13 protein-coding genes are annotated in these 22849 nt (G+C 50.1%); 3 read left to right on the top strand and 10 right to left on the bottom strand.

Annotated features, from left to right (window positions below):
* Positions 1-19: 19 nt before the first annotated feature.
* The 7 genes from HHL17_RS17525 to HHL17_RS17495 form a co-directional block, all read right to left on the bottom strand.
* A complete protein-coding gene (locus tag HHL17_RS17525; protein ID WP_240975898.1) occupies positions 20-1693 on the bottom strand; it encodes a RagB/SusD family nutrient uptake outer membrane protein in 1674 nt (557 codons plus the stop codon).
* 2 nt (positions 1694-1695) lie between these two features.
* Entirely contained in the window at positions 1696-4707 is a 3012-nt protein-coding gene (locus HHL17_RS17520) for a SusC/RagA family TonB-linked outer membrane protein (protein WP_169226131.1), read from the bottom strand.
* A 442-nt stretch (positions 4708-5149) separates the two neighbouring features.
* Positions 5150-6394, bottom strand: a complete 1245-nt coding sequence (locus HHL17_RS17515) for an MFS transporter (protein WP_169226130.1) — start codon at positions 6392-6394, stop codon at positions 5150-5152.
* A gap of 33 nt (positions 6395-6427) precedes the next feature.
* Positions 6428-6994 (bottom strand): TetR/AcrR family transcriptional regulator, encoded by a 567-nt coding sequence (locus HHL17_RS17510; protein ID WP_206156071.1) that lies wholly within the window; start codon positions 6992-6994, stop codon positions 6428-6430.
* Positions 6995-7121: 127 nt separating this feature from the next.
* Positions 7122-8165 (bottom strand): alpha/beta hydrolase family protein, encoded by a 1044-nt coding sequence (locus HHL17_RS17505; protein WP_169226128.1) that lies wholly within the window; start codon positions 8163-8165, stop codon positions 7122-7124.
* Positions 8166-8186: 21 nt separating this feature from the next.
* Positions 8187-10607: an ABC transporter permease gene (locus HHL17_RS17500; RefSeq protein WP_169226127.1), complete on the bottom strand. Its 2421-nt coding sequence runs from the start codon at positions 10605-10607 to the stop codon at positions 8187-8189.
* 149 nt (positions 10608-10756) lie between these two features.
* The gene (locus tag HHL17_RS17495; protein WP_169226126.1) at positions 10757-11650 is read right to left on the bottom strand and encodes a hypothetical protein; all 894 of its coding nucleotides are present in this window, start codon (positions 11648-11650) and stop codon (positions 10757-10759) included.
* A 101-nt stretch (positions 11651-11751) separates the two neighbouring features.
* Here HHL17_RS17495 and HHL17_RS17490 point away from each other — a divergent pair, with 101 nt between their 5' ends.
* Positions 11752-12489, top strand: a complete 738-nt coding sequence (locus HHL17_RS17490; RefSeq protein ID WP_169226125.1) for a glycine-rich domain-containing protein — start codon at positions 11752-11754, stop codon at positions 12487-12489.
* Positions 12490-12532: 43 nt separating this feature from the next.
* Positions 12533-12883 carry a hypothetical protein gene (locus HHL17_RS17485; RefSeq protein ID WP_169226124.1) on the top strand — a complete coding sequence of 117 codons (351 nt, stop codon included), beginning with the start codon at positions 12533-12535 and terminating at the stop codon, positions 12881-12883.
* 38 nt (positions 12884-12921) lie between these two features.
* On the opposite strand, the gene HHL17_RS17480 is transcribed toward HHL17_RS17485, so the two are convergent.
* Positions 12922-14100, bottom strand: coding sequence for a DUF1624 domain-containing protein (locus tag HHL17_RS17480; protein WP_169226123.1), 1179 nt, complete (start codon positions 14098-14100; stop codon positions 12922-12924).
* Between the two features lie 77 nt (positions 14101-14177).
* Positions 14178-17438 (bottom strand): S41 family peptidase, encoded by a 3261-nt coding sequence (locus tag HHL17_RS17475; protein WP_206156070.1) that lies wholly within the window; start codon positions 17436-17438, stop codon positions 14178-14180.
* Positions 17439-17565: 127 nt separating this feature from the next.
* On the opposite strand from HHL17_RS17475, the gene HHL17_RS17470 reads away from it, so the two are divergent.
* Positions 17566-18252 (top strand): hypothetical protein, encoded by a 687-nt coding sequence (locus HHL17_RS17470; protein ID WP_169226122.1) that lies wholly within the window; start codon positions 17566-17568, stop codon positions 18250-18252.
* A 79-nt stretch (positions 18253-18331) separates the two neighbouring features.
* Here HHL17_RS17470 and HHL17_RS17465 read toward each other — a convergent pair whose 3' ends face one another.
* On the bottom strand, positions 18332-22846 hold the full coding sequence (locus HHL17_RS17465; protein WP_169226121.1) for a TonB-dependent receptor plug domain-containing protein: 4515 nt from the start codon (positions 22844-22846) through the stop codon (positions 18332-18334).
* Between the last annotated feature and the right edge of the window lie 3 nt (positions 22847-22849).

Raw genomic sequence — 22849 nt, 5'->3', positions numbered from 1 at the left:
GACTAAATAATCAAATATCCTAGTAGCCCGGGTTGCGGGTCAGCTTGGGATTCAGCGCCAGCTCAATTTCCGGTATGGGGAATATGCGGCGGAACACATCATTGTCTTTCTGTTTAAAGCCCCATTGTCCTTCAAATTTACCGAAGCGGATCAGGTCATTCCTTCTCCATCCTTCCCAGGCAAATTCGCGGGCACGCTCCACGAGCATATCGTCGAGGGTAATACCGGCGGCTGGTGTGGTACCGGCACGGCTGCGGATTTTGCTCACCAGTACATCCGGTGTCTGCAATTCACCTTTTACCGCGGTAGGCGCCGCCCCACGGAGGATGGCTTCTGCCTTCATCATCAGCACATCAGAAAGACGGAACAGCGGCATATCGTTGTTCTGGAAGCGGGTGGACGTATTGATGTTTTTGTCGGGATAGAATTTGATAGAACGAACACCTTTGAGTTGTGCCAGGATATCATTACCAACATCCAGTTTTCCTTCGCCACCGGGTTTGAGTTTCATTTCCGGTGTGATGGTCACCCACCAGTCGATTGGCTGATCGGGGCCCTGAGAGGAAGCGTCGAGTGTTTTAGTGCTGGTGCGGACGATATTTTTGGAGCCGTCTTTGTTGTATTGTGGTCCAGCCAACCAGGTGTTGTTACGCACGTCGTTGGGCAGGTTAAAGAAAGCGTAGAAGTCAGCGATGGTGCTGAGCGCCACACTTGGGCCGAAACCGTCCGGCAGGTCGAACTTCGCTTTCAGGTAGGGATGCAGGCCGAAGCGGGTGAAGTGGCAACCGGGAATCAGGTTCGCATCATAAGGAATGGCGAAGATGGTTTCCCTGATCTGCGGGCCGTTGTCCGGTTTGAAGATAGAACTGTAGTCACCATCCAGCGTGTAGGGCGCATTGATCAGGATACTGTCGGCCATGGCCACCGCATCAGCGTAACGAGGGGTACCGGTATAGTATTCCGCGTTGAGGTACATTTTCTGCAACAGGGCGAACGCCATCCATTTCGTAGCGCGGCCATAGGTAGATCCGTCTACTTTTGTTGGCAGATCAGGCAAGGCAGACTTCAGCGAGCTTTCGATGAAGTTGAAGACTTCCTTGCGCGGCTTGGTTTCCGGCAGCGAAGATACCGGGTACGTATCTACGATGGGAATATTACCAAACGAGTCCATCATGAAAAAGTAGAACAGCGAACGCATGGCTTTCAGTTCAGCCATGGCAGTATTTCTGGTTGTTCCTTCCGGCAGGCCTTTAGCGAGGTTCATCGCGTTGTTGGCGATATTGATGCCACCGAAACCCCATTGCCAGGAGCTGATCACAAAAGGCAGATTGCCGGTCCAGGTATGCAAATGCAGGAAACGGTATTTACCGCCATCGTCCCAGTTGCCGTCGCGGGCAGGAATGATGGCCTCATCAGTGCTCAGTTCCTGCAGCATCCAGTAGTCCACACCGTAGCTGAAACCGGTACCATTCATGAAGTAGGTAGCATCGCCGGATTTGGAGTTGGCCAGCTGGGCATATACCGCGCCTACAGCAGCTGCATAGGACGCATTGTTGGTGGGGAAGTTGCCAGGCGTGTAACGGGATTCCACGTCCACATCCAGCTTGCTGCATCCGGACAGGGCCACAGCCGCTGCCAGGGTTATATTCAGTAATTTATGCAGTTTCATATTCATCAGTAGCTTAATGTTCATGATTAAAAAGTAGCGTTCACACCGAAAATGAAGGAGCGGGTTTTCGGATAGTAGTTACGTACGTCGATACCCGGTGTAAGACCGCCGAGATCAATTTCCGGATCAATGCCCCTGTAGTTGGTAATGGTAAATACGTTGTTCACGTTACCGTATACACGAATGGACTGGATATACTGGGTTTTTGTTTTGAAAGTGTAGCCCAGTGTCACGTTTTCCATACGCAGGTAAGAACCGTTTTCCAGGAAGCGGTCAGAGACCAGGAAAGAGTTTTTATCGTTATAAGACTCACCCAGCGTGAATTTGGAGATGTTGGTCATTTTAGCATCGGTAGGCGTATTGATCGCTGCCAACGTAGCATTCAGGATTTTGTTGCCTGACACGCCACGGATGAATATCGTCAGATCGAAACCTTTATACAGGAAAGTGTTGCTCCATCCGTAAGTAACTTTCGGTTGAGCGGAACCGGCCATCATCAGGTCTGCAGTGCTGGGTGAAGTGGTAACGGTGCCATCCGCTTTCTGATAGGTGGAGATACCGTCTTTGTCTTTGCCGAGGTAATGGAACAGGGTGAAAGTACCGATAGGCTGGCCTTCCAGTACTTTCTGGCTCCAGTTGCCTGACTGGCCTTTACCACCAAGGATAGCGGTCGGGATATCTTTCAGGGTAAACTGATCATTTGCCAGAGAGCTGATTTTGTTGGTATTATGGGCAGCATTGATCGTTGTTCTCCAGGTGAAATCTTTTCCCCTGATCACATCCGCATTCAGGACGATCTCCACCCCTTTGTTGCTCACTTTGCCTACGTTTGCCAGCAAGGTGGTAGCAATATACTGGGTAGTAGACACCGGGTAGTTCCAGATGAGGTCAGAAGTTTGTTTATCGTAATAATCGATCGCGCCGCTCAGTCTTCCTTTCAGCAGGGTGAAATCCACGCCCACGTTGAACATGGCGGTACGTTCCCATTTCAGGTCGGGGTTGGCATTTTGCACGGGAGCAATGGCATTGATCAGCTGACCGTTATCGTAGTAGCGGCCTACGGTGCTGTATTGCAGCTGGGCCGTGAGCGGATCGAAGCCGAGGGAGTTACCGGAGATACCGTAGCTGACACGGAGTTTCAGGTCATCCAGTGCGCGTACTGTTTTCAGGAACGATTCCTGGCTGATACGCCATCCCACTGAGGCAGCGGGGAAATAGCCCCACTGATTGTTTTTACCGAAAGCAGAGGAGCCGTCATTACGCAGGGAAGCCTGTACGTAGTATTTATCTGCATACTGGTAGTTGATCCTGCCGTAGTAGGAAATGAGGCGCAGCGTGGTGAGGGTAGTCTGCGCGGAGTTATCGAATACGATGGTACCGGCAGGCGGGTTGCTGAGCGCGAGGTTGTTCCAGGAGAGCGCATCACTGCCGAAGCCCTGGGTGGTTACGCCGAAGCCGTCGCCGCTGCGGTCTTCCTGCCAGGAGTAGCCTGCCAGTACTTTGAAGTTGTGTTTACCAACGGTCTTATCATAGTTAAAATAAGACTCGATGATATTACGTGTATTCGCCCACGATATACGGTTGGCTTTACCGCCGTTGCCTTTGGCAAGTACGGAGAGGCTGTTGTAGTATACGTTGCGGTTGAACTGTTCCCGTTGGGTGGTGAGGCTGGCGGTATAAGTAAGACCGGGCAGGATCTTCACTTCTGCGAGGCCGGTGGCCAGGAAACGGGAAGATTTGGTCTGGTCTTTATTATTGGCAATGAGTGCCACCGGGTTGTTACTGCCCCTGATGTTGCCGGCAAAATCTTCCGTGAAGCTGCCATCAGGACGTGTAACCGCTACCGTAGGCAGGTAGTTGAGCATATTGTACAATACCGCGTCAGGTACGTTATCCTGCTTTGTGGAAGAATTGAACACGGAGAAATCGAGGCGCAAGCGGTCGTTGAAAGCACGCTGGCCAACGTTGGCGCGTATGCTCATACGGTTGAGGGAAGAACCTTTGATGATACCGGGATTGTCAAGGTAGTTCACGCTGAAGCCATACGTAGTAGCTTTAGAACCGCCCATGATAGAGAGGTTATGGTTCTGTGAAACGCCGGTACGCTGTACTTCGTTCTGCCAGTCGGTATTGACCAGGTTCTGTGTGCCCGGAACAGTATCGTTGTTGGCTGGCGCCAGCACCTGCCCGTTATCCGCGAGGTATTTACGGAGCTCATCGCCGGTAAGCACTTCGAGGCGTTTGGCTACTTTTTCAATACCAACGTAAGCGTTGTAGGCGATGCGGAGCTGATCTGTTTTAGGACGGCGGGTGGTGATCATGATTACCCCATTGGCCGCTCTGGCGCCATAGATGGCGGTAGACGCACCGTCTTTCAATACGTCGATGGTGGCGATATCATCCGGCGCCACCAGATCGATGGGTGCACCGGGCACACCATCAATTACATAAAAAGGCTCCTGCGCACCGGAGCGTAAGGTAGAGGGACCTCTCAGTATAACCGTTGGCGATTGGTTAGGATTCCCGCTTTTCGTAACGGTGAGGCCGGGCACCTTTCCCTGCAGCAGCATGGAAGGGCTGCTGATAACACCTTGTGTAAATTCACCGGCGCTGACAGAGGAGATAGAGCCCACCACATTTTTTTTGCTGGTTTTACCGTAACCGGTAATGACCACATCATTGAGTTGGCGAAGTTGTGGTGTTAACGATACATGGATGGTGTGTTGTCCGCCGACTACTACGTCTTTATTGTCATAGCCGAGGAAAGCGATGTGCAGCGTGGCATTGGGGTTGCTTACCTCGAGTTTGTAGACGCCATCAACGTCTGTTACAACACCTGTTTTGGTGCCGGCTTCAGATACACTGACACCGGGAAGCGGTTGTTTTTTTTCATCTGTAATTTTACCCTGGATACTGAATTTTCCCTGGGCGTGCGCATCTTGTGATAAGAAGCAGATGCATAGGACCATGCACGTAAAAGCACAGAAAACCTTTACGTAAAAATTCAGCAGTTGGCTACTGAAATAAAATTTGTTCATAAAAGTGCGCTTTAATTTAGCTAAGTGAAAAGGATGATTGATTACCGGACATGTGTATGCCCGTGAAGAAATTCAAATGACGTGCGTTTCAGTTGTTAATTCGTGGAATCGTACATCTGTAAGGCTTTTCGGTTGATAAAGATGTTGTGACAAATATGTTTTTTTAATCGATTGCCTGAAGGATGATGTACATAAAGATCCACCATGCGAGTGCAAACTGACCGCAGTGACTTTCTCCATTGATAAGCAGGTTTGTAATAAAATTGATTTTGTAAAACTAGAAAGGGGAAACAGGATTTAATAGCGAAACGTGTTACCAGATTATTAATAAATTGAAGTAGCAAAACAACGTCAACCTGGATTATCATCTATCTGAAAAAGAAATAAAAAAAGGTGTGCCCTATATGGACACACCTTTGCAATTATATTTTTGATTCCGCGCTTACGCTTTCTGCGTCTGCATTCTGGCTTTAATCATTTCGCTCACGCGGTACACCATCCAGATACTGACCAGGGTGAGTGCCGTCATCAGATATCCAACAACATTGTAATTTTCCAATGGACTGTTTTTGTCTTTCTGCACGACAATCATACCTGCAATCGCTGCTGCAACTCCGCCTGCAATTTGTTGCAAGGAAGAGTTAATGCTCATAAAAGCACCTCTGTCCTCCATTTGCGGCACAGCACTGATGAGCGCATTACTCGGAATGCTACGGCCCAGGATACCGATCATCAGCAGTACGTTCCATGCAATAACGATCACGAGTGGCGTTGGGCCGAGCCTTGTATAGATGAGTGCAATGATGATCATCCAACTGGCGCCCATGGCAAACAGTTTGAATTTATCAATACGGTCCGCCAGTTTACCAACCAGCGGCAGTATCACCAACGCCACCACGCCGGACACCATGAACAGGAAAGGCAATTGTTCGTTGGTGAGGCCCAGGTTATTGACAGCAAAGGCACTACCGAAAGGCATCATCATAAAACCACCGACAGACACCAGCGCGGTACCGGTATACCCTATCCTGTAATCCTTGTTGGTGAAGGTTTTCCACAGGTGGGCCAAGGGAGACCTGTCTCTTTGCGCTTGCAGGTGTTGGTTCACCGGTTTTAATCCAACCTGTATCAGCACCATCACCAGCAGGGCAAAACCCGCTACCAGCAGGAAGGGCATCCACCATCCATAGCGATTCGCGAAGAAGAGGCCGATAGGCACGCCCAGCACCTGGCTGGCGCCAAAGCCCATCATCAGAAATCCCATCACACGTCCGCGGTGATGAATGTCAAACAGGTCCGTGATGATAGCCATGGAAATAGAAGCGATCACGCCACCGAAAAGGCCGGTAACTACGCGGGCGGCGACCAGCAACGGATACGTATGAGCGAGGCCGCAGAAAACAGTCCCCAGGATAAAACCGCTGTAAAAAAATGTGAGCAGTTTTTTACGGTCAAAGCGGTCGGCAAAACCTGCCGTCATCAGGCCGGAAGCCCCGGCGCTAAAGGCATAGGCGGAAACTGCCAGACCAAATTGCCTGGGATTGAGGTTCATAGATTTCATGAGCAAATCACCCATTGGAGACATGATCATAAAATCAAGGATGACGGTGAACTGGGTAAGCGCCAGTATCAGCACGACAAATTTTTGATACCCAGTGAAGGGCACCTTAGTGGTATCTTTTTGCATGGTCATCGGTAATTGAAAATAAGGGCTAGAGAATTACGGTTTTAAAGCTTTTACAACGACTTCAAATGTTTGCCGGAGCAGTTCGTCTGTTAGTGCAAACGGTTTTTTACTGATACTGCGTCCCTGATAATGAAAGCGCAGCAGATTGTATAGTGGGGCAAATGCTACCGACCACCAGGCTTCCACCTGAAGCGGAACGAGTTCCCCCCTTTTTACCGCGCCTTCCACAAAACGATGCATGGTGTTATGGAACATGTTGCTAATGGCGCCTCCTACTTTTTCACTATAACTGGACATGTGTATCTTTTCGAGGAACGAGGACGACAACGGATTGGCCATCAGGTATTGTGCCCTGCTCTGCCACTGCTGCCAAAGCCCTGTTTCAAAAGACTGGTCCGGATCAAAGTCCTTTAAAATAGCGTTGGTCAACTGGGTTCCTTCCTCTATGGCTACCTGCGCAATCAGGTCGTCTTTGTCTTTGTAATAGATATACAAAGTGGCGACAGAAATGCCGCAGGCCTTCGCCAGACTGTTGACCGAAAAGTTTTCAATACCATTGGCCGCTACCATCTGCATCGTCATGTTTCTGACGAGTTCCATTTTTTCCGTGTTCCGGGTCCGCATGATTTTTCTACAAACGTTTGAGGATTCAAAAATAAGTGAATATTCGCTTACTTATGTTTTTTCTCACAATTTTTTTTCGGGAGATAAGATGGCTGGTTTTCCATCAGCGTACTTTCAGCCACTGCAGCAGGGCATTCAGCATTTGCGACTTATAGTCGGTGGCATCGTGGGGGTCAGCTGTGTTCCGGAAAAAATGATCGACGGGGTATACTTTATAGGTCAGGTTTTTTTTGCCGAGGCGCAGGAACTCCAGCGGCAGGTAATCGAGGCTGTAGATCGGGGAATTGGTATCGTGCATGCCCGCCACCACAAACAAAGGAATATTGAGCTGTGCGAACTGTTGTACCGGCGGTTCCGCGCCGTAACTGGCCCAGCGCTGCCAGGTATTGCTCTCCCACTCCTGCCGGGTATCCTGCGGGTGCTGGTAGATATCTTCAAATAGCCGTAACAGTGAATCAACACGCCGTTGAGCGGCCGCGTAGGAAATATGCCCTTTTACCGCTTCCTGGCGGGCATCTGCAATGAAGTCGTACAGTTGATTGAGGCCACTGCCGAAGATACTGGCGCAATGGGTCACCTTTTTATTGAGCACCGCTACTTTAGGCGCCACCTGCGCTCCTTCCGAATAACCATACACCGCCACCCTGGCGGGATCTACCGGGAACTTCGCACAAATGGCGTCGATCACACGGGCAGCCGCCTGGGCACGCCATTCAAGGCCTCCTTTATGACGATAGATATAGGGCATGGGTAACAACCGGTACACGTCATCTATGGTGACCGTATCCTGCTGCACCTGTATAGTATCACAGAACGGCACACCGGGTTTGCTGATCATCACTACATGAAAGCGGTTGGCCAGCTTCAGCAGATCGGGGTCGAACGTGTTCATCACCTCCATCCGGCGCGGTTCCTTCACCAGCAACGTCAGTGGCAGGTGGCCTGAGCCATCCAGTAGTAACAGCAGTGGTTTTTTGGTGGTAATTCCTTCTGAAGAGATATAGTAACGGATATCCCCCAACGCGGCATCGTGCAGCGTATAAGCGTTCAGGTGATAATCCGCCGGGGTTACGGGTTGTGCGTATAAGCCGGTTGTCAGCCATAACAAAAGCAGACAACCGACCCATCGGTATAAGCGAAACATCATACCCTTAATATACGAAAAGTATTAACGCAACGCCACCACCGGGTTAGCCCTTGCCGCCTTTATTGCCTGGAGGCATATGGTAACGATGGTAATGAGAATTGCCAGGGAGGCCGTGACGGCAAATACCCACCATCCGATACTGATACGGTAGGCAAAATCCTGCAGCCAGCGGTCCATGATCCACCAGGCCAACGGTGACGCCACTACGATAGCAACAGACACCAGCTTCAGGAAGTCACGGGACAGCAGTGCAACGATGCTGGTCACGCTGGCGCCCATCACCTTGCGGATGCTGATCTCCTTGGTACGCTGCTCTGCAGCGTAGGTCACCAGGCCGAATAAACCCAGGCAGGAAATCAGGATAGCGAAGCAGGTAAAAGAAATGAATATCTTGCCCGTACGCTGGTCGGCCGCATACAGGCGACTGAAATCATCGTCCAGGAAGGTATACTGAAAAGGCTGGCCTTCCATACCGGCCACACTATGGTATTTGCCTTCTATTTTACGGATCAGTGCCGGGATATCGCCGGTATGGATGCGGAAGGCCATCATGTCCGGACGCTTAGACAACCGCATTACAATAGGCGGTATTTTAGTATGGAGGGTACCACTGTTGAAGTCTTTTACAATGCCAATGATCCGCAGCGGTTTACGTCCTTCATTATTGGCATACAGGAAACGGTCATTCAGGTCACCATAACCCAACAATTTGGCCGCTGTTTCATTGATTAGCAGGGCACTGCTATCGGTGGGGATATCCGGTGAAAAATCCCGGCCTTTGGCTATCTGCATCCCAAGCGTTTTCACATAGTCTGCGTCCACATTCCATTCAAACAAACCACTTACCTGGCCCGCGCTGCCAGCCGCATCCCGGGAAAAAATGCTGGTGTTCATGATAGTGGATACCGGCAGTACGTCGGTCATGGTACCGGCTTGTACTCCTGGCAGTTTCAGCACCTCCTCTTTGAAGGCTTCGGCATGTATCCAGAGCGACGCTGTATTTTTCAGTACCGCTACCTGGTCCCGGCTATAGCCCAGTTTTTTATTACGGATATAATTCAGCTGACTGTAAATAACCAGCGTACCCACAATCAGCATCACGGCGGTGGAAAACTGGAAAACCACGAGGCTGTTGCGCAGCCATCCTCCCCGGAAACCGGTGGCCAGTTTACCTTTCAGCACCTGCATCGGTTCAAATGACGAGAGGAAGAAAGCCGGGTAACTACCCGCCAGCAACCCCACCACAAAAATGGTGACCAGCATGCCCAGCAGCAGCCATTTATTGAGCAGCATCTCCCACCCGATGGATTTGCCCGCTACCTGGTTGAGATAAGGCAACAGCAGCAAAGCCAGCACGATCGCCACCAACGCAGCGATCAACGTTGTCAGCATAGATTCTGTCAGGAACTGTGTAATGAGATTGATACGTTGCGAGCCCAGTACCTTACGCACGCCTACCTCCCTTGAACGGCCGGCAGAGCGGGCGGTGGAGAGGTTCATAAAATTAACGCAGGCAATCAGCAAAATAAATACGGTGACTACCGCGAATATATATACGTATTGGATATTGCCGCCCGGCTCCACCTCGTTGGTGAATGGGGAATGCAGGTGTATTTTGGTCAGCGGCAATACATCATAGCGAAAATGGCTGCCGCTTCGTTCCAGTTCATCAATACTGCTACCTACCATTTTTTTCAGCGACTCGTCCATATAGTTTTTGGTCAGCGTTTTCAGGTAACTGAGCAGCATGGCTTCACTGATGCCTGGCCTTACCAGCAGGTAAGTGTCGTAGTTATCAGCCATCCAGGCGGTGTTACGGCTGTCTTCCAGACTGGCCATGGATTTGATAAAATCGAAGTGCATGTGCGACGCAGCCGGCATGTTTTGAATAACGCCGGTCACCATGTAATCATCAGTATTATTAACGTGCAAAATCTTACCAATAGCCGCTTCTGTTTTACCGAAATATTTCTCTGCCATCTTTTCGGAGATGACCATTGTATAAGGCCGGGTAAGCGCTGTTTTAGGATCACCGGCAATCATCGGTAGCGTAAAAACATCAAACAGCGTAGAATCAGCGAAGCCTGCATTATGCTCCATGAGGGTTTCATTACCCTTTTTGATCAGAACGGAGCGTTCACCGAAACCACGCAGCCGCACATAATTTTCGATGCCCGGGAAATCTTTCACCATGGTAGCGCCCATCTGCGCCGGTGTATATCGCTCGCGAAAGGCGTTGCCGTTCACGAGAAAGTCCGCATTTACACGGTAGATGCGGTCTGCTTTCTGATTGTACCGGTCATAACTCAACTCGTCCATCACAAAAAGCGTAATCAGCAGACAGGTGGCCAGCGCCACTGCCAGCCCGAAAATATTAATGGCGGCATATCCCTTGCTGCGCGCAAGGTTCCTGACAGCGATTTTAAAGTAGTTCCTGATCATTGAACAATTGGATGTTTACCCTTTGCAGCAAAAAGACAATGCCATGTTTTTACAACCTGATAATCAATTCATTAACTTTCGTATTTCAAGATAAATGTACGGTTTTAAAACAGGCGTTGTCCATTTACGAACACTCTGTCAATTACGGATTAGTGCTCCATGATGCGGTTTTCACGCACATCTTTCAAGTGTGTCATGATACGAGACGGCAGTAATGGACTATCGAAGGGCAGGTCTATCGATGCTTTTTCAAAATCGCGGGCATGATGCACACGGTCGAAAATTTCGTAGAGCGCAATGGGCTCTTCTGTGAAGCTCACGCAGGTGCTGATGAAAGAAAGCTCGTTGACCTGAAAGCCGGGGCGTTTCATTTTATCTTCCACATCTTTCAGCCGGCCCACAAAATGGCGCTGGCGGATGAAAGTAGTACTGTTCATGATGATAAAAAGATAATTGGCAAAAGACGTGATTTTGCCATAATACATGTGGTTGTCGCGGCCGGTGCGCTCCACCAGGTATTCATCGCCTGAGCGGTATATCTCCAGGGAAGAACGCCAGATACGGTCTCCCTCGTCCTGGTCATGCATGGGCAGGTTGCGGTTGTAGCAGTACCAGTAGCCTACGAGGTGCTCCAGCAGCTTATGGTTGACCGGCGCCAGCGGGATATTGATTTTTAGTTCATGGAAAGGAAAACCTTCTGTAGCGGTATTGATAAAATCGATGTAATTCGTATAGCCCAATGCGTTAGCGATAGTATTTAACCGGGAGAAGTTGGGGCTGCTGATAGCTGCCACGGCAGTCCGGCTCTTCCACGGTTTTAGTTTTTTGATGATCAGGTGTTCGTAGAAATAATTGTGCCCGAAAGTAAGGGGCGCCACTGACAGTTTTTTCTGCTTCCGTTGTTTGTCCAACAGGGTATTAAACTCCCCTGCCACATACGCCCACTCTGCTTTGGAGACGTCCTTCCATTCTTTTTTACGGAGGAAATGCCAGGAGATATAATTCATCAGGCGTTCCAGGTTAACCAGCTCTTCCCTAGTCATAATAATACGATTTTAAGACGGAAAAAAGACACTGTAAGATAAACAGAAGATTCCGGTATTATCCCAAAAAGCGAATTTACTTTCAAATAAAAAACGAACATATGACAACCATCACAAGTATCACACCCCGTATCCGCGAAGGGACAACATTCAGACAAGACCCGCTTTGGCAGGGGATTACAGCGTTTCAGTTAGATGATCCCACCGCAGCGCTTCCCTTCTCGCGAAAACTGGCCCGGGAAAACGACTGGAACGAACACTTCACCAGCAGGGCCATTACAGAATACCGGAGATTTGTTTACCTCTGCTGTATCTCCCCCACCGGCGCTTCGCCCTCGTATGTGATTGACCAGGTATGGCACAAACACCTGCTTTACACCGAGAATTACTGGGAAGATTTCTGTACAAAGGTCCTCGGCCGGAAATTACACCATCATCCATCCAAAGGCGGGCCACCGGAACAGGCCAGGCACCACGATTGGTTCCAGGAAACCCTCCGGTTGTATCAGACCGTTTTCGGCGAAAGTCCCCCTACCGACATCTGGCACAATACCCCACGTTCTCCACGAAAAAGTCTCCGCTCCCGTTTCTTTCCACGATTACTGCCTCTTCTTTTACTCCTTAGTCTTCTATTGACGGGCTGTACTCCCGGCGAAACAGTATTTGGGCTCATCGTACTCGCCCTTCTCGCTTATCGTACCACCCGCCAAACCAGCAAAGGCCAAAGCGGCGACGGTTCCTCCGGCAGCTCCTGCAGCAGCGGCAGTTCCTGCGGAAGCAGTTGTGGAAGCAGCTGTGGCGGCGGATGCGGAGGTGGATGCGGAGGTTGCGGCGGCTGAGCCATCACCTGTAAACATTCATTCATGTTAAAACAAATGACTTATGCGGACCATCTCAAAACAAACCAGCTACATCCTACTGGCAGCCAGCGGCGCGGCCATCCTTATCTTCCTGCATTTCTCCTACCACCACCTAAATCCTTTTCACCTGGCAGGAAAACAGTTCCTTGGTTTTTATAGCCTGCTGATACTGGCCACGCTGGGCAACATCCTCCTGCTACGGCGCCAGTATCCCCATCTGGCCAGCCAGGTCAACGTTTTTTGCCTCCTGCTAGGCATAGCACGGCTGATACAGGGCGTGTATCATCACAAACCTGTCGGTTACCTGATATTACTGCTGTTACTCCCTATCATCACAGCGTTCAGGCTACGTGCACGCAGCAACCCTGCCTGACGCCTGATCGCACACTTCCGCTCTCCTTTCATCAACCCCTACAAATAACTCAACCACCATTGCCGGTGTGTGGCCCGATAGCGGTCAAACCAACGGCAAGGCCTATACAACGCCAACACTACTGCAGCCCATACCAGGTATACTCCCGGCAACGCATATCCGAAATCGGCAGGCCTGAACCAGAAAGGTATCTGCACTATCTGTGCCGGATGGTACCCAGCCACGAAAAATGCAATGGCCAACACTATGTGCAGCAGGTAAAAATGTAACACATAATAGAAAAATGGTACCCGCCCATAAATGGCCAGTACGCTGTTCTTTGCCTGTTGCAGCTTTTCAAATGCGGCCAGCGCCAGCAAGGCAGGCCCGAGGGTCATCCCGGCGAATTGCAGGGAAGGCGGGTATTTGCTGGCATCCAGAAACGATAATACGTTGGACCAGAGATCGGGATATATTTTACGGGGAACAGGGTTACCGTATCCATTTGCCCATCGCAGCAATACAAACATGGCTATCAGTGCTGTGCCGGTGATGATCAGCCGTTGTTTTCTTTTCTCTACAGGGAAATCGCGGGTGAACCACCGGCCCATACAATAGCCCAGCAACATGATGCCCGTCCATGGTAAGATAGCGTAGAACGCACCTATCAAATGGGTGGCATTGAGCGGCACGATTCCTCCCCGGGAAGTAAACAGCAGCAACCACATGACAGATGCCGGTCCTTCTGCGGGCAACTTCATATAGTCCACCACGTTATGCCCAAAGAACAGCAGCAAACCGGCTACCAGTACTGCATGCCACGACCACCAGCTGAGCAGTCCCAGTATTACCATGCTCCATCCGATAGCCCATATCACCTGCAGTATCACAAAGTTGAAGAAGGGGTTAAAAGTAAGTCCCAGTGTGATCACCGTCACTTCCACCACTACCAGCCACAGTCCTCTTTTGATCAGAAAGAGGGCCGCTTCCTGCTTTGTTTTCTTCTGCGCCGCCAGGAAAGCGGAAACGCCTGAGAGGAAAACAAAAGTCGGTGCGCAGAAGTGTGTGATCCAACGGGTAAAATACAGCATCGTGGTAGTGGTGGCCGGGTTTAACGGGTCTGCCGTCATGGCCGTACGATGGAAAAAATCGCGGGTATGGTCCAGCGCCATGATCACCATCACCAGGCCACGCAGCACGTCAATGGAAGCTACCCTGTAAGGAGAAGTTGTGTTCATGTGGACAGTTTTAAAAGTATCAGCCCGTTCGGTACGGGTACCAAACGGGCTGACAATATAACGGTTAATGATATACGTTACCTGTTTTCATATGGTGGCAGCGCCGGGGCTTTATATCCCTTTGTCTGCAAGAGTGACTTGATTTCTGTGATGGCACGTTCCAGCTGCGGATCGATGCCTTTGGCCATATCACCGAGGTTCTCATCCACCGGGATGTCCGGGTCTACCCCATGGCCTTCACGGAACCACGTACCATCCGGGTAGAACATACGGAAGGAAGGCGCTGTGATGTCTCCGCCATCGATCAGGGTAGGTGCGCCGGAGTAACCGATAAGGCCGCCCCAGGTGCGGGTACCGATCAGTTTGCCCAGACCTGTTCTGCGGAAATAGTCCGGGAACGCATCACCGCCGGAACCACTCCAGCCATTGATGAGCATCACCTTAGGTCCGAAGTTACCAATTTGCGGTGTAGATATCGGCGCACCGTCGCGGGTAGCGAAATATGCTACCGGCTTGCGGTTGAGGATTTCAATAAAACGATCGGGGATCTGGCCACCGTTATTGAAACGCTCGTCGATGACCAGTGCTGCTTTATTCCATTGTGCCGTAAACTGGCGGACCAGTTCGTCCTGCCCGTCAATACCTGTGCTGGGCACAAAGATATAGCCTACCTGGTTATTTGTGGCTTCAGCAACATGTTTACGGTTGCTTTCTATCCAGGCCAGGTGGCGCAGACGATATTCGCTGCCCATGGCTTTCACCACTGCAGTTTTAGCGCCGTCAAAAGAAGGGCGGCTGTTGTAAGTAAGCTCCACTGCTTTGCCGGACAAGCCCTGAAAAGCATTAAATGGTTCTGCCGCAGTCGTCAGCGGTACTCCATTGACAGCCAGGATATAAGTGCCTTCAGGAATGTTGATGCCCGGTTCATCCAGCGGGGAACGGGCTTCCGCGTCCCAATCAGCCCCACGGACAATACGTTTGATTTTATAGAACTTACCATCTGCTTCCCAGTCAACGCCGAGGTAGCCTACGCTCATCTGGCGCTGTGTTTCGAGGTCGCCGCCGGAGATATACGCATGAGAGGCGTTTAGCTCTGCAATCATTTCACCGATCACAAAATTTACTTCTTCACGGGTGCGGGCGCCTTCGAGGATGCGGCCGTATTTTTCCTTCACCTCATTCCAGTTAACGCCATGCATATGAGGGTCATAGAAGAAATCGCGTTCAATGCGCCATGCGTCGGTAAACAGCTGTTTCCACTCCTGCACCGGATCGAGCTGCATCGTCATTTCGTTGATGCGGAGGTTTTTGTCTGCTTTTTGGTTGGCGCCCAGATCGATGATTGCATACCGCTCACCGGTCACGAGGATTTTTTTGCCATCAGCAGACACCTGGTATTGACCCGCGTCTTTAATGATATCTTTCTCTTCCCTGTTCTCCAGGTCAAAGTATTTAAGCGTAGACGGACCTTCACCAGCACCGGTATTAGGGCCATTGTTATACAATACTTTCCCTTTTACAGCCCAAAGGCGGGAGTAATTACCAGCTTCCATCGGCAACAGGTATAAGCGGGATTCAATATTGTCCACATCTATTTTTACTTCGTTGTTGTTCTTCGCGGTTTCATCCCCTTTCTTTTTATCATCTTTCTTCTTATCCTCTTTTTGGGGAGATGATTGTGCAGAATCTTTACTCACCTTTACTTCATCATTCTGCGTAGACATCACCGGCGGCACATCTTTACGCAGACTGATAGCCGCTACCTTAGTGGTGTTGGCATAGATGAATGTATTTTCCACATCGCTGTAAATGGGCTTGAACGTTCTGTTGGTGAACAGGTACAGGTATTTCCCTTCCGGATCAAATACCGGATCGCTGCTTTCGTAGTAGTCGGCAGTCACCTGATGGCGTTGATTACCTGGAACATTATAGAGGAATGCAGCGTTGTGCATGTTATCGCAGTCACGGCTATACGCCAGCCAGCGGCTATCAGACGACCAGCTGCATTTCCATGTACGCAGAGAGCCTTCAGAATAACGCACAGCTTTGTCCACGTTGGTCACTTTACCGGTAGCCACCTCAACGATGTTGATGCGCATAGCCTGGTCGATGTAAGCGATCTTTTTATTATCGGGCGACCAGTAGGTATGATAACGGAAACCGGGGCCGAGGTGGGTCACCTGTTTGGCAGCTTCTTCTTTACCATTTTCCGCGATCCATAGTTCATAATCGCCGGACTGATCGCTCCACCAGGCGATATGTTTGCCATTGGGAGACCAGGCAGCGTCGCGTTCAGCAGCACCGCTGGTGCGGGTAAGATCTTTCACGAAACCGTTTTCAGCAGGCAGGGAGAAAACTGCTCCACGGGCGCCGATCAGCGCACGTTTACCATCGGGGCTGATATCTGCATACAGGATGTCTTTATCAGCTTTGATGATTCTTGGTTTCAGGGTAGATACGTCTGTAGTGATATTGATTTTTACTTCTTTTGATTGTTGGGCCCCCAGGGAGAAGGTATACAATTTGCCTCCCGCTTCATACACGATATCATCCGGCCCCATGGCAGGTGTATGCACATCATAATCGGTATAATGGGTTACCTGTTCAAAGGTTTTGGTATCTGTTTTATATCTCCAGAGGTTCATTCTTTTTTCCGGTCCGCGGTCAGACAACAGATAAATATCGTTTTTGTACCACATCGGAAATTCATCACCGCCTTCGCTTTTAGCGGAAATATTTTCGGACTGCCCGTTATCGAAATGGAAGATATGAATATCTGCTTTCATACCGCCGCGGTAGCGTTTCCAGGTGCGGAAGCTTTGGGTACGGGTAGTGACAGCGATACTTTTTCCATCAGGGGAATAGCTGCCGAATTCAGCATAGGCCAGCGGCAGTTTGACAGGGGCGCCACCGGTTTCCGGTACAGCATAAAACTGGTTGAACCGGTCTTTGGTGCTTTCTCTTTTGGAAGCAAAAAACACCTGCCTCCCATCCGGCGTCCAGTCCACCATCATATCTGCACCACCGTGCTGCGTAAGTCTGGATGGTACCCCGCCGGTGACCGGCATCACATACACATCGAGGTTACCATCGTAATTGGCGGAGAAAGCAAGCTTGTTGCCATCCGGCGAAAAGCGGGGGAACATTTCCATCCCTGCCGGAGAAGTGATTTTGACAGCCGTGCCACCATCTTTCGGCACCAGCCAGATGTCGTTGGCATAACTGAAAGCAATTTGTGTACGGGAAACGTCCGGGTAGCGGAACAAGCTGGCGCTCACCTGCGCTTGGGATTGGGCTGTCAACAGGCATGACAGGGCCAGCAGAGCATTTTTCATCATAAGCGGTTGATTGTTAAAGGGTCTTCTCCAGAGCTTACATTTTCCGGATAAACGAATGTAGCAAAAACGAAACATTTATATTTAATTATCTATCTTGACGTGTTTCTTAAAAATTATCCATACACCTATGAAAATTTTCTTCAAAGCAGCACTGCTGCTGAAGCGTCTTGGCATTATCATGCGCCTTGCCGGGATTGTGATCTGTCTCGCTTTACTTCACTCGGCGGTCCAGGACCTCCGGTTTTCCATCAGCGTATCAAAAGCGCCTACCCTGACTATCACTGAACTGTCCAAAATGCCGATGGACAACATTCCTCTTTATTTCAAAGTAGAAAAGGCTGCTTTGCTGGGCGACAGTTATGTAGGCGAGTACAAACAGCAAAAGCGCAGTTCCCAAAAAACGTTGAAAGGCATTTATTACCCGGTGTATGACGAACAGGCACTGGCTGCCGACACCTCTGATACCCCTCCCAGTTACCTGGTTGTGCACGACTCCCAGGTAAATGAAAAAACACTGGAAGCCGGCCACTATTTCAACACCGGCAGTTTCTCTGTTGAAGGGCGTTTCAGCCGTTCCTATATTGACAAGGAAACCCGCGACCTGCTTGAGAAAGAGGGCTATCCCCTCGCCACCAACTGTCTTCAGATCGAAAAAGGCAATATGCCCATGAGCCTAACTACATGCCTGGTACTGGGCGTGCTGGGGGTGCTTGGAACACTGCTGCTCGTGGCCACCCTGCTCCCCTCTTCCCTGCTTGACAAACGTAGCGGAGCGCCTGTACCAGCAGAAATCACCATCCTTCACCAACACTAAATCACTTGCTTTTTTTATAAAGACGACTATGCCGCAGAAAAGTTGCTTTCTGCGGCATTTATTTTTTATTCTCCTATTGTTACTCCCGGATATCGATGTCCAGTCCTGCATTCCAGTGTTTGTGCTCCGGTGTGTAATACAAATACACATTGCCCGCCTTGCCTTTGTAGGTACCTGGTATTTCAGCTTTGAGATCAAGATTGACTATTTTGTTTTCGCCCGGGGCAAAGTCCAGCCAGTATAATACCAGGTAGTTATCGAATATCTCATAATGGGTGATCTTTTTCGTTTCGATCAATTCCTTCAGTTGCCATGGCTGCGCCGAGAGGCCTGCGGGGATACCAATTTTAGCTACGGACATAGGTAATCCTTTGTTCGTTTCATTTTTCACTTGCATGTTCATTCTCACCGTTTCTCCGACTTTGGCCTGCGTGCTGCTAAGGGCAGTTTGCAGTTTCAATACAGCAGCAGCGCTGTTGTCCGGTAACAATGTGTTATACATTACTTCCAGGCTATAAGGCCCCATCCCACTGGAGTCTTTGGCCGTAGCCGTAAAAACATTCTCTCCTTCCTTTAGCAGGGTGGCGTCCACCGGCCCCGGGCTCACCTGCGACTGGTTTAATGTGAAGGCGGTGCTATAAGAGGCTTTCGCCCGGCTGACAGCATTGGCGTAAGCAGTCAACAGTTCCAGTGTCAGCACGGTGGATTGAGTAGCACCAAAACCATAGACCGTCCGGTATTTCATGATTTTCTGCATCAGGTGGCTCAATTCCACAATGTTATTGTTATCCTTTACCAGCGCCAGACCGTACCAGGCCATTGTTTCCACATCAAGGGAAGCTCCGGAGGCTCCTACCACGCTGCCTTTATCCAGGGTGTTATTTCTATATCCCTGTTGCAGGAGAATAATGAGCTGACGATAATCCTCCGGCCGTTTCATATAATACGCCGCATTGGCCATCACCGCTAATTCCCAGGCACTGTTGCTTTTCATCGCTGTTTTCAGCGCAGCTTCATATTCCGGCAGGATCTCCAGTCCCATACCGGCTTTGGTCATTGCATATACGATATAAGTATTGGCAACGCTATAGGGAACAGCATGCAGCTGATGACTTTTTGATGCTTCCAGCCGGAAACCGCCCGTTCCATTACGGCGGCCCAGCAGGAATTTTTTCGTGCGTGCCATCATTCCTTCATCTACCGCAATGAACTCCTTCATGTCCGTGAATTCCATGAGGCCGTAGGCGGTCAGCGCCTCCTGAGGCGGCACATGGCCAAACCATTCAAAGCCGCCGGCGGAGGTTTCAAAACTTCTCAACCGGTTATAGCCTCTCTCCAGGTAGTTCATGGCTTTCTTCTTAAGTGCCGGATTCAGTTTCCCTGTTTGCTGTAAATATTTCAGGATGAAAATATTGGGATAGGTAGTGGAAGATGTTTGTTCAAAGCAACCATATGGTTCCCTTAACATGCTGGCAATTACTTCCATGGTCAGCCCTTCCAGCTCTTCGTATAAGCTTAGTTCTGTACGGAGGCTTCCCGGCACTATGTTTTTCAGCGGGAAGTTCCATGATTCCGGTGCAGCGGCAGACAGGCATATGCTTGCCGGAAATCCTTTCTCCGATACTGTAACCGGCAGGGTGATATTTTCCTGGCCTTGCGGCATCTGTACTACGAAGTGGATGTCATCCTCCAACCGGGCGATGGCTTCCACCGGCAACAATATTTTATAGCTGCCGTTGCCTGGTAACAATACCCGGGATTCATAATTGCCCGCTTTCATGCCTTTGGGTAATACCATCGTAATATCCAGTTCCATCTCGTCGGGGGTGTTGTTACTGATCACCATGGGTAACAGTGCTTTATCTCCCACCGTGAGATAAGGCGGTATCTTGACATCCACGCCTACCGGTGCTTTGGACACATAGGCAATTTCAGTACGTCCCGGCTGACCGTTATACCCGATACCTTCCGCGATAGCGCGGAAAGATGTGGTAGCATCAGAATTATAAAAAGAAACCACAGCCTTCCCATGTCTGTCCGTTTGTACCACAGGGTTCCAGTAGATGGTTTCCCGGAAGTCGTTGCGTTCCTTTGTTTTCAGAGAGGTATATACGGGCGCATAGAAGCGGCGTACCGGTGTGATAGCTTCTCCCTGTACGTCTGCCATAGCGAAGGGCAGGTTATAATTCGGAGACAGGTTGACCTTACGGTATTCTCCCCATGTTCCCACGCCGTTAATGACCACCACCCCGTTCACCGCACGGGAGCCGTACAACGCCACTGCAGCAGCATCCTTTAGTACGGTAACAGAACTGATCAATCCCAGATTCCCTGCAATTTCAGCGGACGTTACCGGCACACCATTGTAGATATAAAGTGGTTCATTACTTCCGGATGCGGACCTGGCACCTCTTAACGTAACATTATAATCGTTGCCCTGCGTATTGGGCGTAATTGCTATGCCCGCCACAAAGCCCTGGAGCCCCGTGCTGACACTTTGAAGTCTTTCCATTGATACCGTGGAAACAATAGCACTGGTCATCGATTTTTTCTGCGCAATACTGTATCCTGTCACGACCACTTCCTGTAGTGCCTTGTCACTTTCAGGAAACATAAACATTTCCTTCGGCGCGACTGGTTTTTGAGACGGGTTGCTTTGGGGTGGCAAAGCCTGTTCCTCCTGCCCAGTCGTATAGCCGGCGACGGTATCCGTTAGCGGAGCAGCGAACTTTGATACATCTCCACCTGCAATAAATTTGTTTTCCAGTATGCGGATCACATCGCCGGTTTTTTCCCTGACTTTGCGCTTAGGCACAGCCACCAGCATATAACGATCGGGAGTAAGGCCAGTCATCTTAAAACGGCCTGCCTCATCAGTTTCTATCATCCTTATTTTTTGTCCCGGGACGGTCCCATGCAGGAAATATACTTTCGACGGGACGGGACGCTCGTTTTTATCCATCACTATGCCAGATAAAACGTGTACTGCGTCCGGGCCGTGCAACAGTTGATTGTTCCGTATTACGGCATCTTCATAATCAAAGTACCGGTAGCCGTTGGTCAGCATCAGCAGGTCCTGCGCCGCCGGTGCAGTGGGTTCATCCTGCTTAAAATAAAAAGAGGGTTCTTCTGTTTTGCCGTGTAACTCGGAGCTGAGCAGCAGCCATGACAGGATGTTGTCCTGCCGGTCATCTGCCAACACCCATTTTTTATCATCTACCACTGCCAGGGATAGATTGGCCGGAATGGGCATTCCTTTCTCTCCGGTAGTCGAAATATCCAGCGTCACTTTTTCCCGGGGCTTGTACAGTTGTTTATCGGGGGTTATTTTCACTTGTAAGCACCTTGATGCTCCGAGGAATACAATCCTTTCCGCCAGCGGAATATTGTTTAACTGAGCAATGGTAAAGACCGCAATACCAACCGGAAAATCAGCAGGGTTAACCGATACTACCTGTTCCCCGGCTTGTAACTGAATGACCTGTTTGTAATGTGTGACGTTTCGTGTTTTGCCTTCCAGTGTCACCGTCATCGGTTGTGATGCCTGCAGGACAAACTGCAGCAGGCTGTCTTTCCGCCTTACATTCATGACCACGCCATTGGTAGCGGCAGCCGGCAAAACATATTCACCCCGGGCCCCCGCCGGTGCTGACAAGCGGGCGATGTAATGATGGCCCGGTTGCGGTGTAAACCGGAATGCGCCCATCCCAAAACGCAGGCTTTCAAAAGTCGCCACTTGTTTGCCCTGATCGTCCAGCACTGTTCCTTTCACATCTGCGGGCTTACCGTATTCATTGATGGCCTTAAATGCCATGTTCGTAGCAATACCGTTCACCAGCGTGCCACCTTCCGGCATGAACTGCAAATCGATTTTATTCAGCGTGATAGGGATACTCCTGGAAATGGCTTCTTTGTTATGCTGATAGTCAACTGTAATATTCAGCAGGCCATCGTTGGTATACAGCTTCTCCGGCAACCGGAAGAGGATACGTGCCTTTCCGGCGGTATCGGTGGTAAATGTACCGGTGAATACCGCCTTACCATCTATGGAGACGGTGTATTGTGCCGGGAAACCGACAATAGGCTGCTGCTGGAGGTTTTTCATGCTATACTCCGCCGCCACCTCATCACCGGGACCGTAGCCTTTACGCGGAAAATCGAGCTTCATCAGGACGCGGGGAGAGATTACTTTCAACAGGGTGATTTCCCGGTTAAAGACAGTGCGTGGCTTCTCGTTACGCATCCACAGCGTATAGGCGCGCAGGGTATAGATCCCGCCGGGAGCATCCTTGCCAAAAACAAAGGAACCTTGTGCATATCCTTCAGCCACCTCGTATTGTTGTTTTTCCACCACGCTGCCAGCCGGTGAAATCACTTCCACGAATACACGTTTACTAATCCGGTTGGGCTGCAGGTCTTGTGCATTTACCACATAAATTTTATAAAACAGCTCTTCCCCAGGCGTGAAGAACACGTGGCTGGTATGCAGGTATACTTTCTCTTTGGTATTTTTATAGTCGACCTGTTGCGCATATAACGGTAACGACTGTATGCATAACAGCAGGCAACAGCAGATATTTATCAGATACTTCATAGG

This window comes from Chitinophaga fulva (genome assembly GCF_012927205.1).
Lineage (GTDB): Bacteria > Bacteroidota > Bacteroidia > Chitinophagales > Chitinophagaceae > Chitinophaga > Chitinophaga fulva.
Note: the sequence above shows the minus strand (reverse complement) of the source record. Positions and strands in the feature narration are given on the sequence as shown.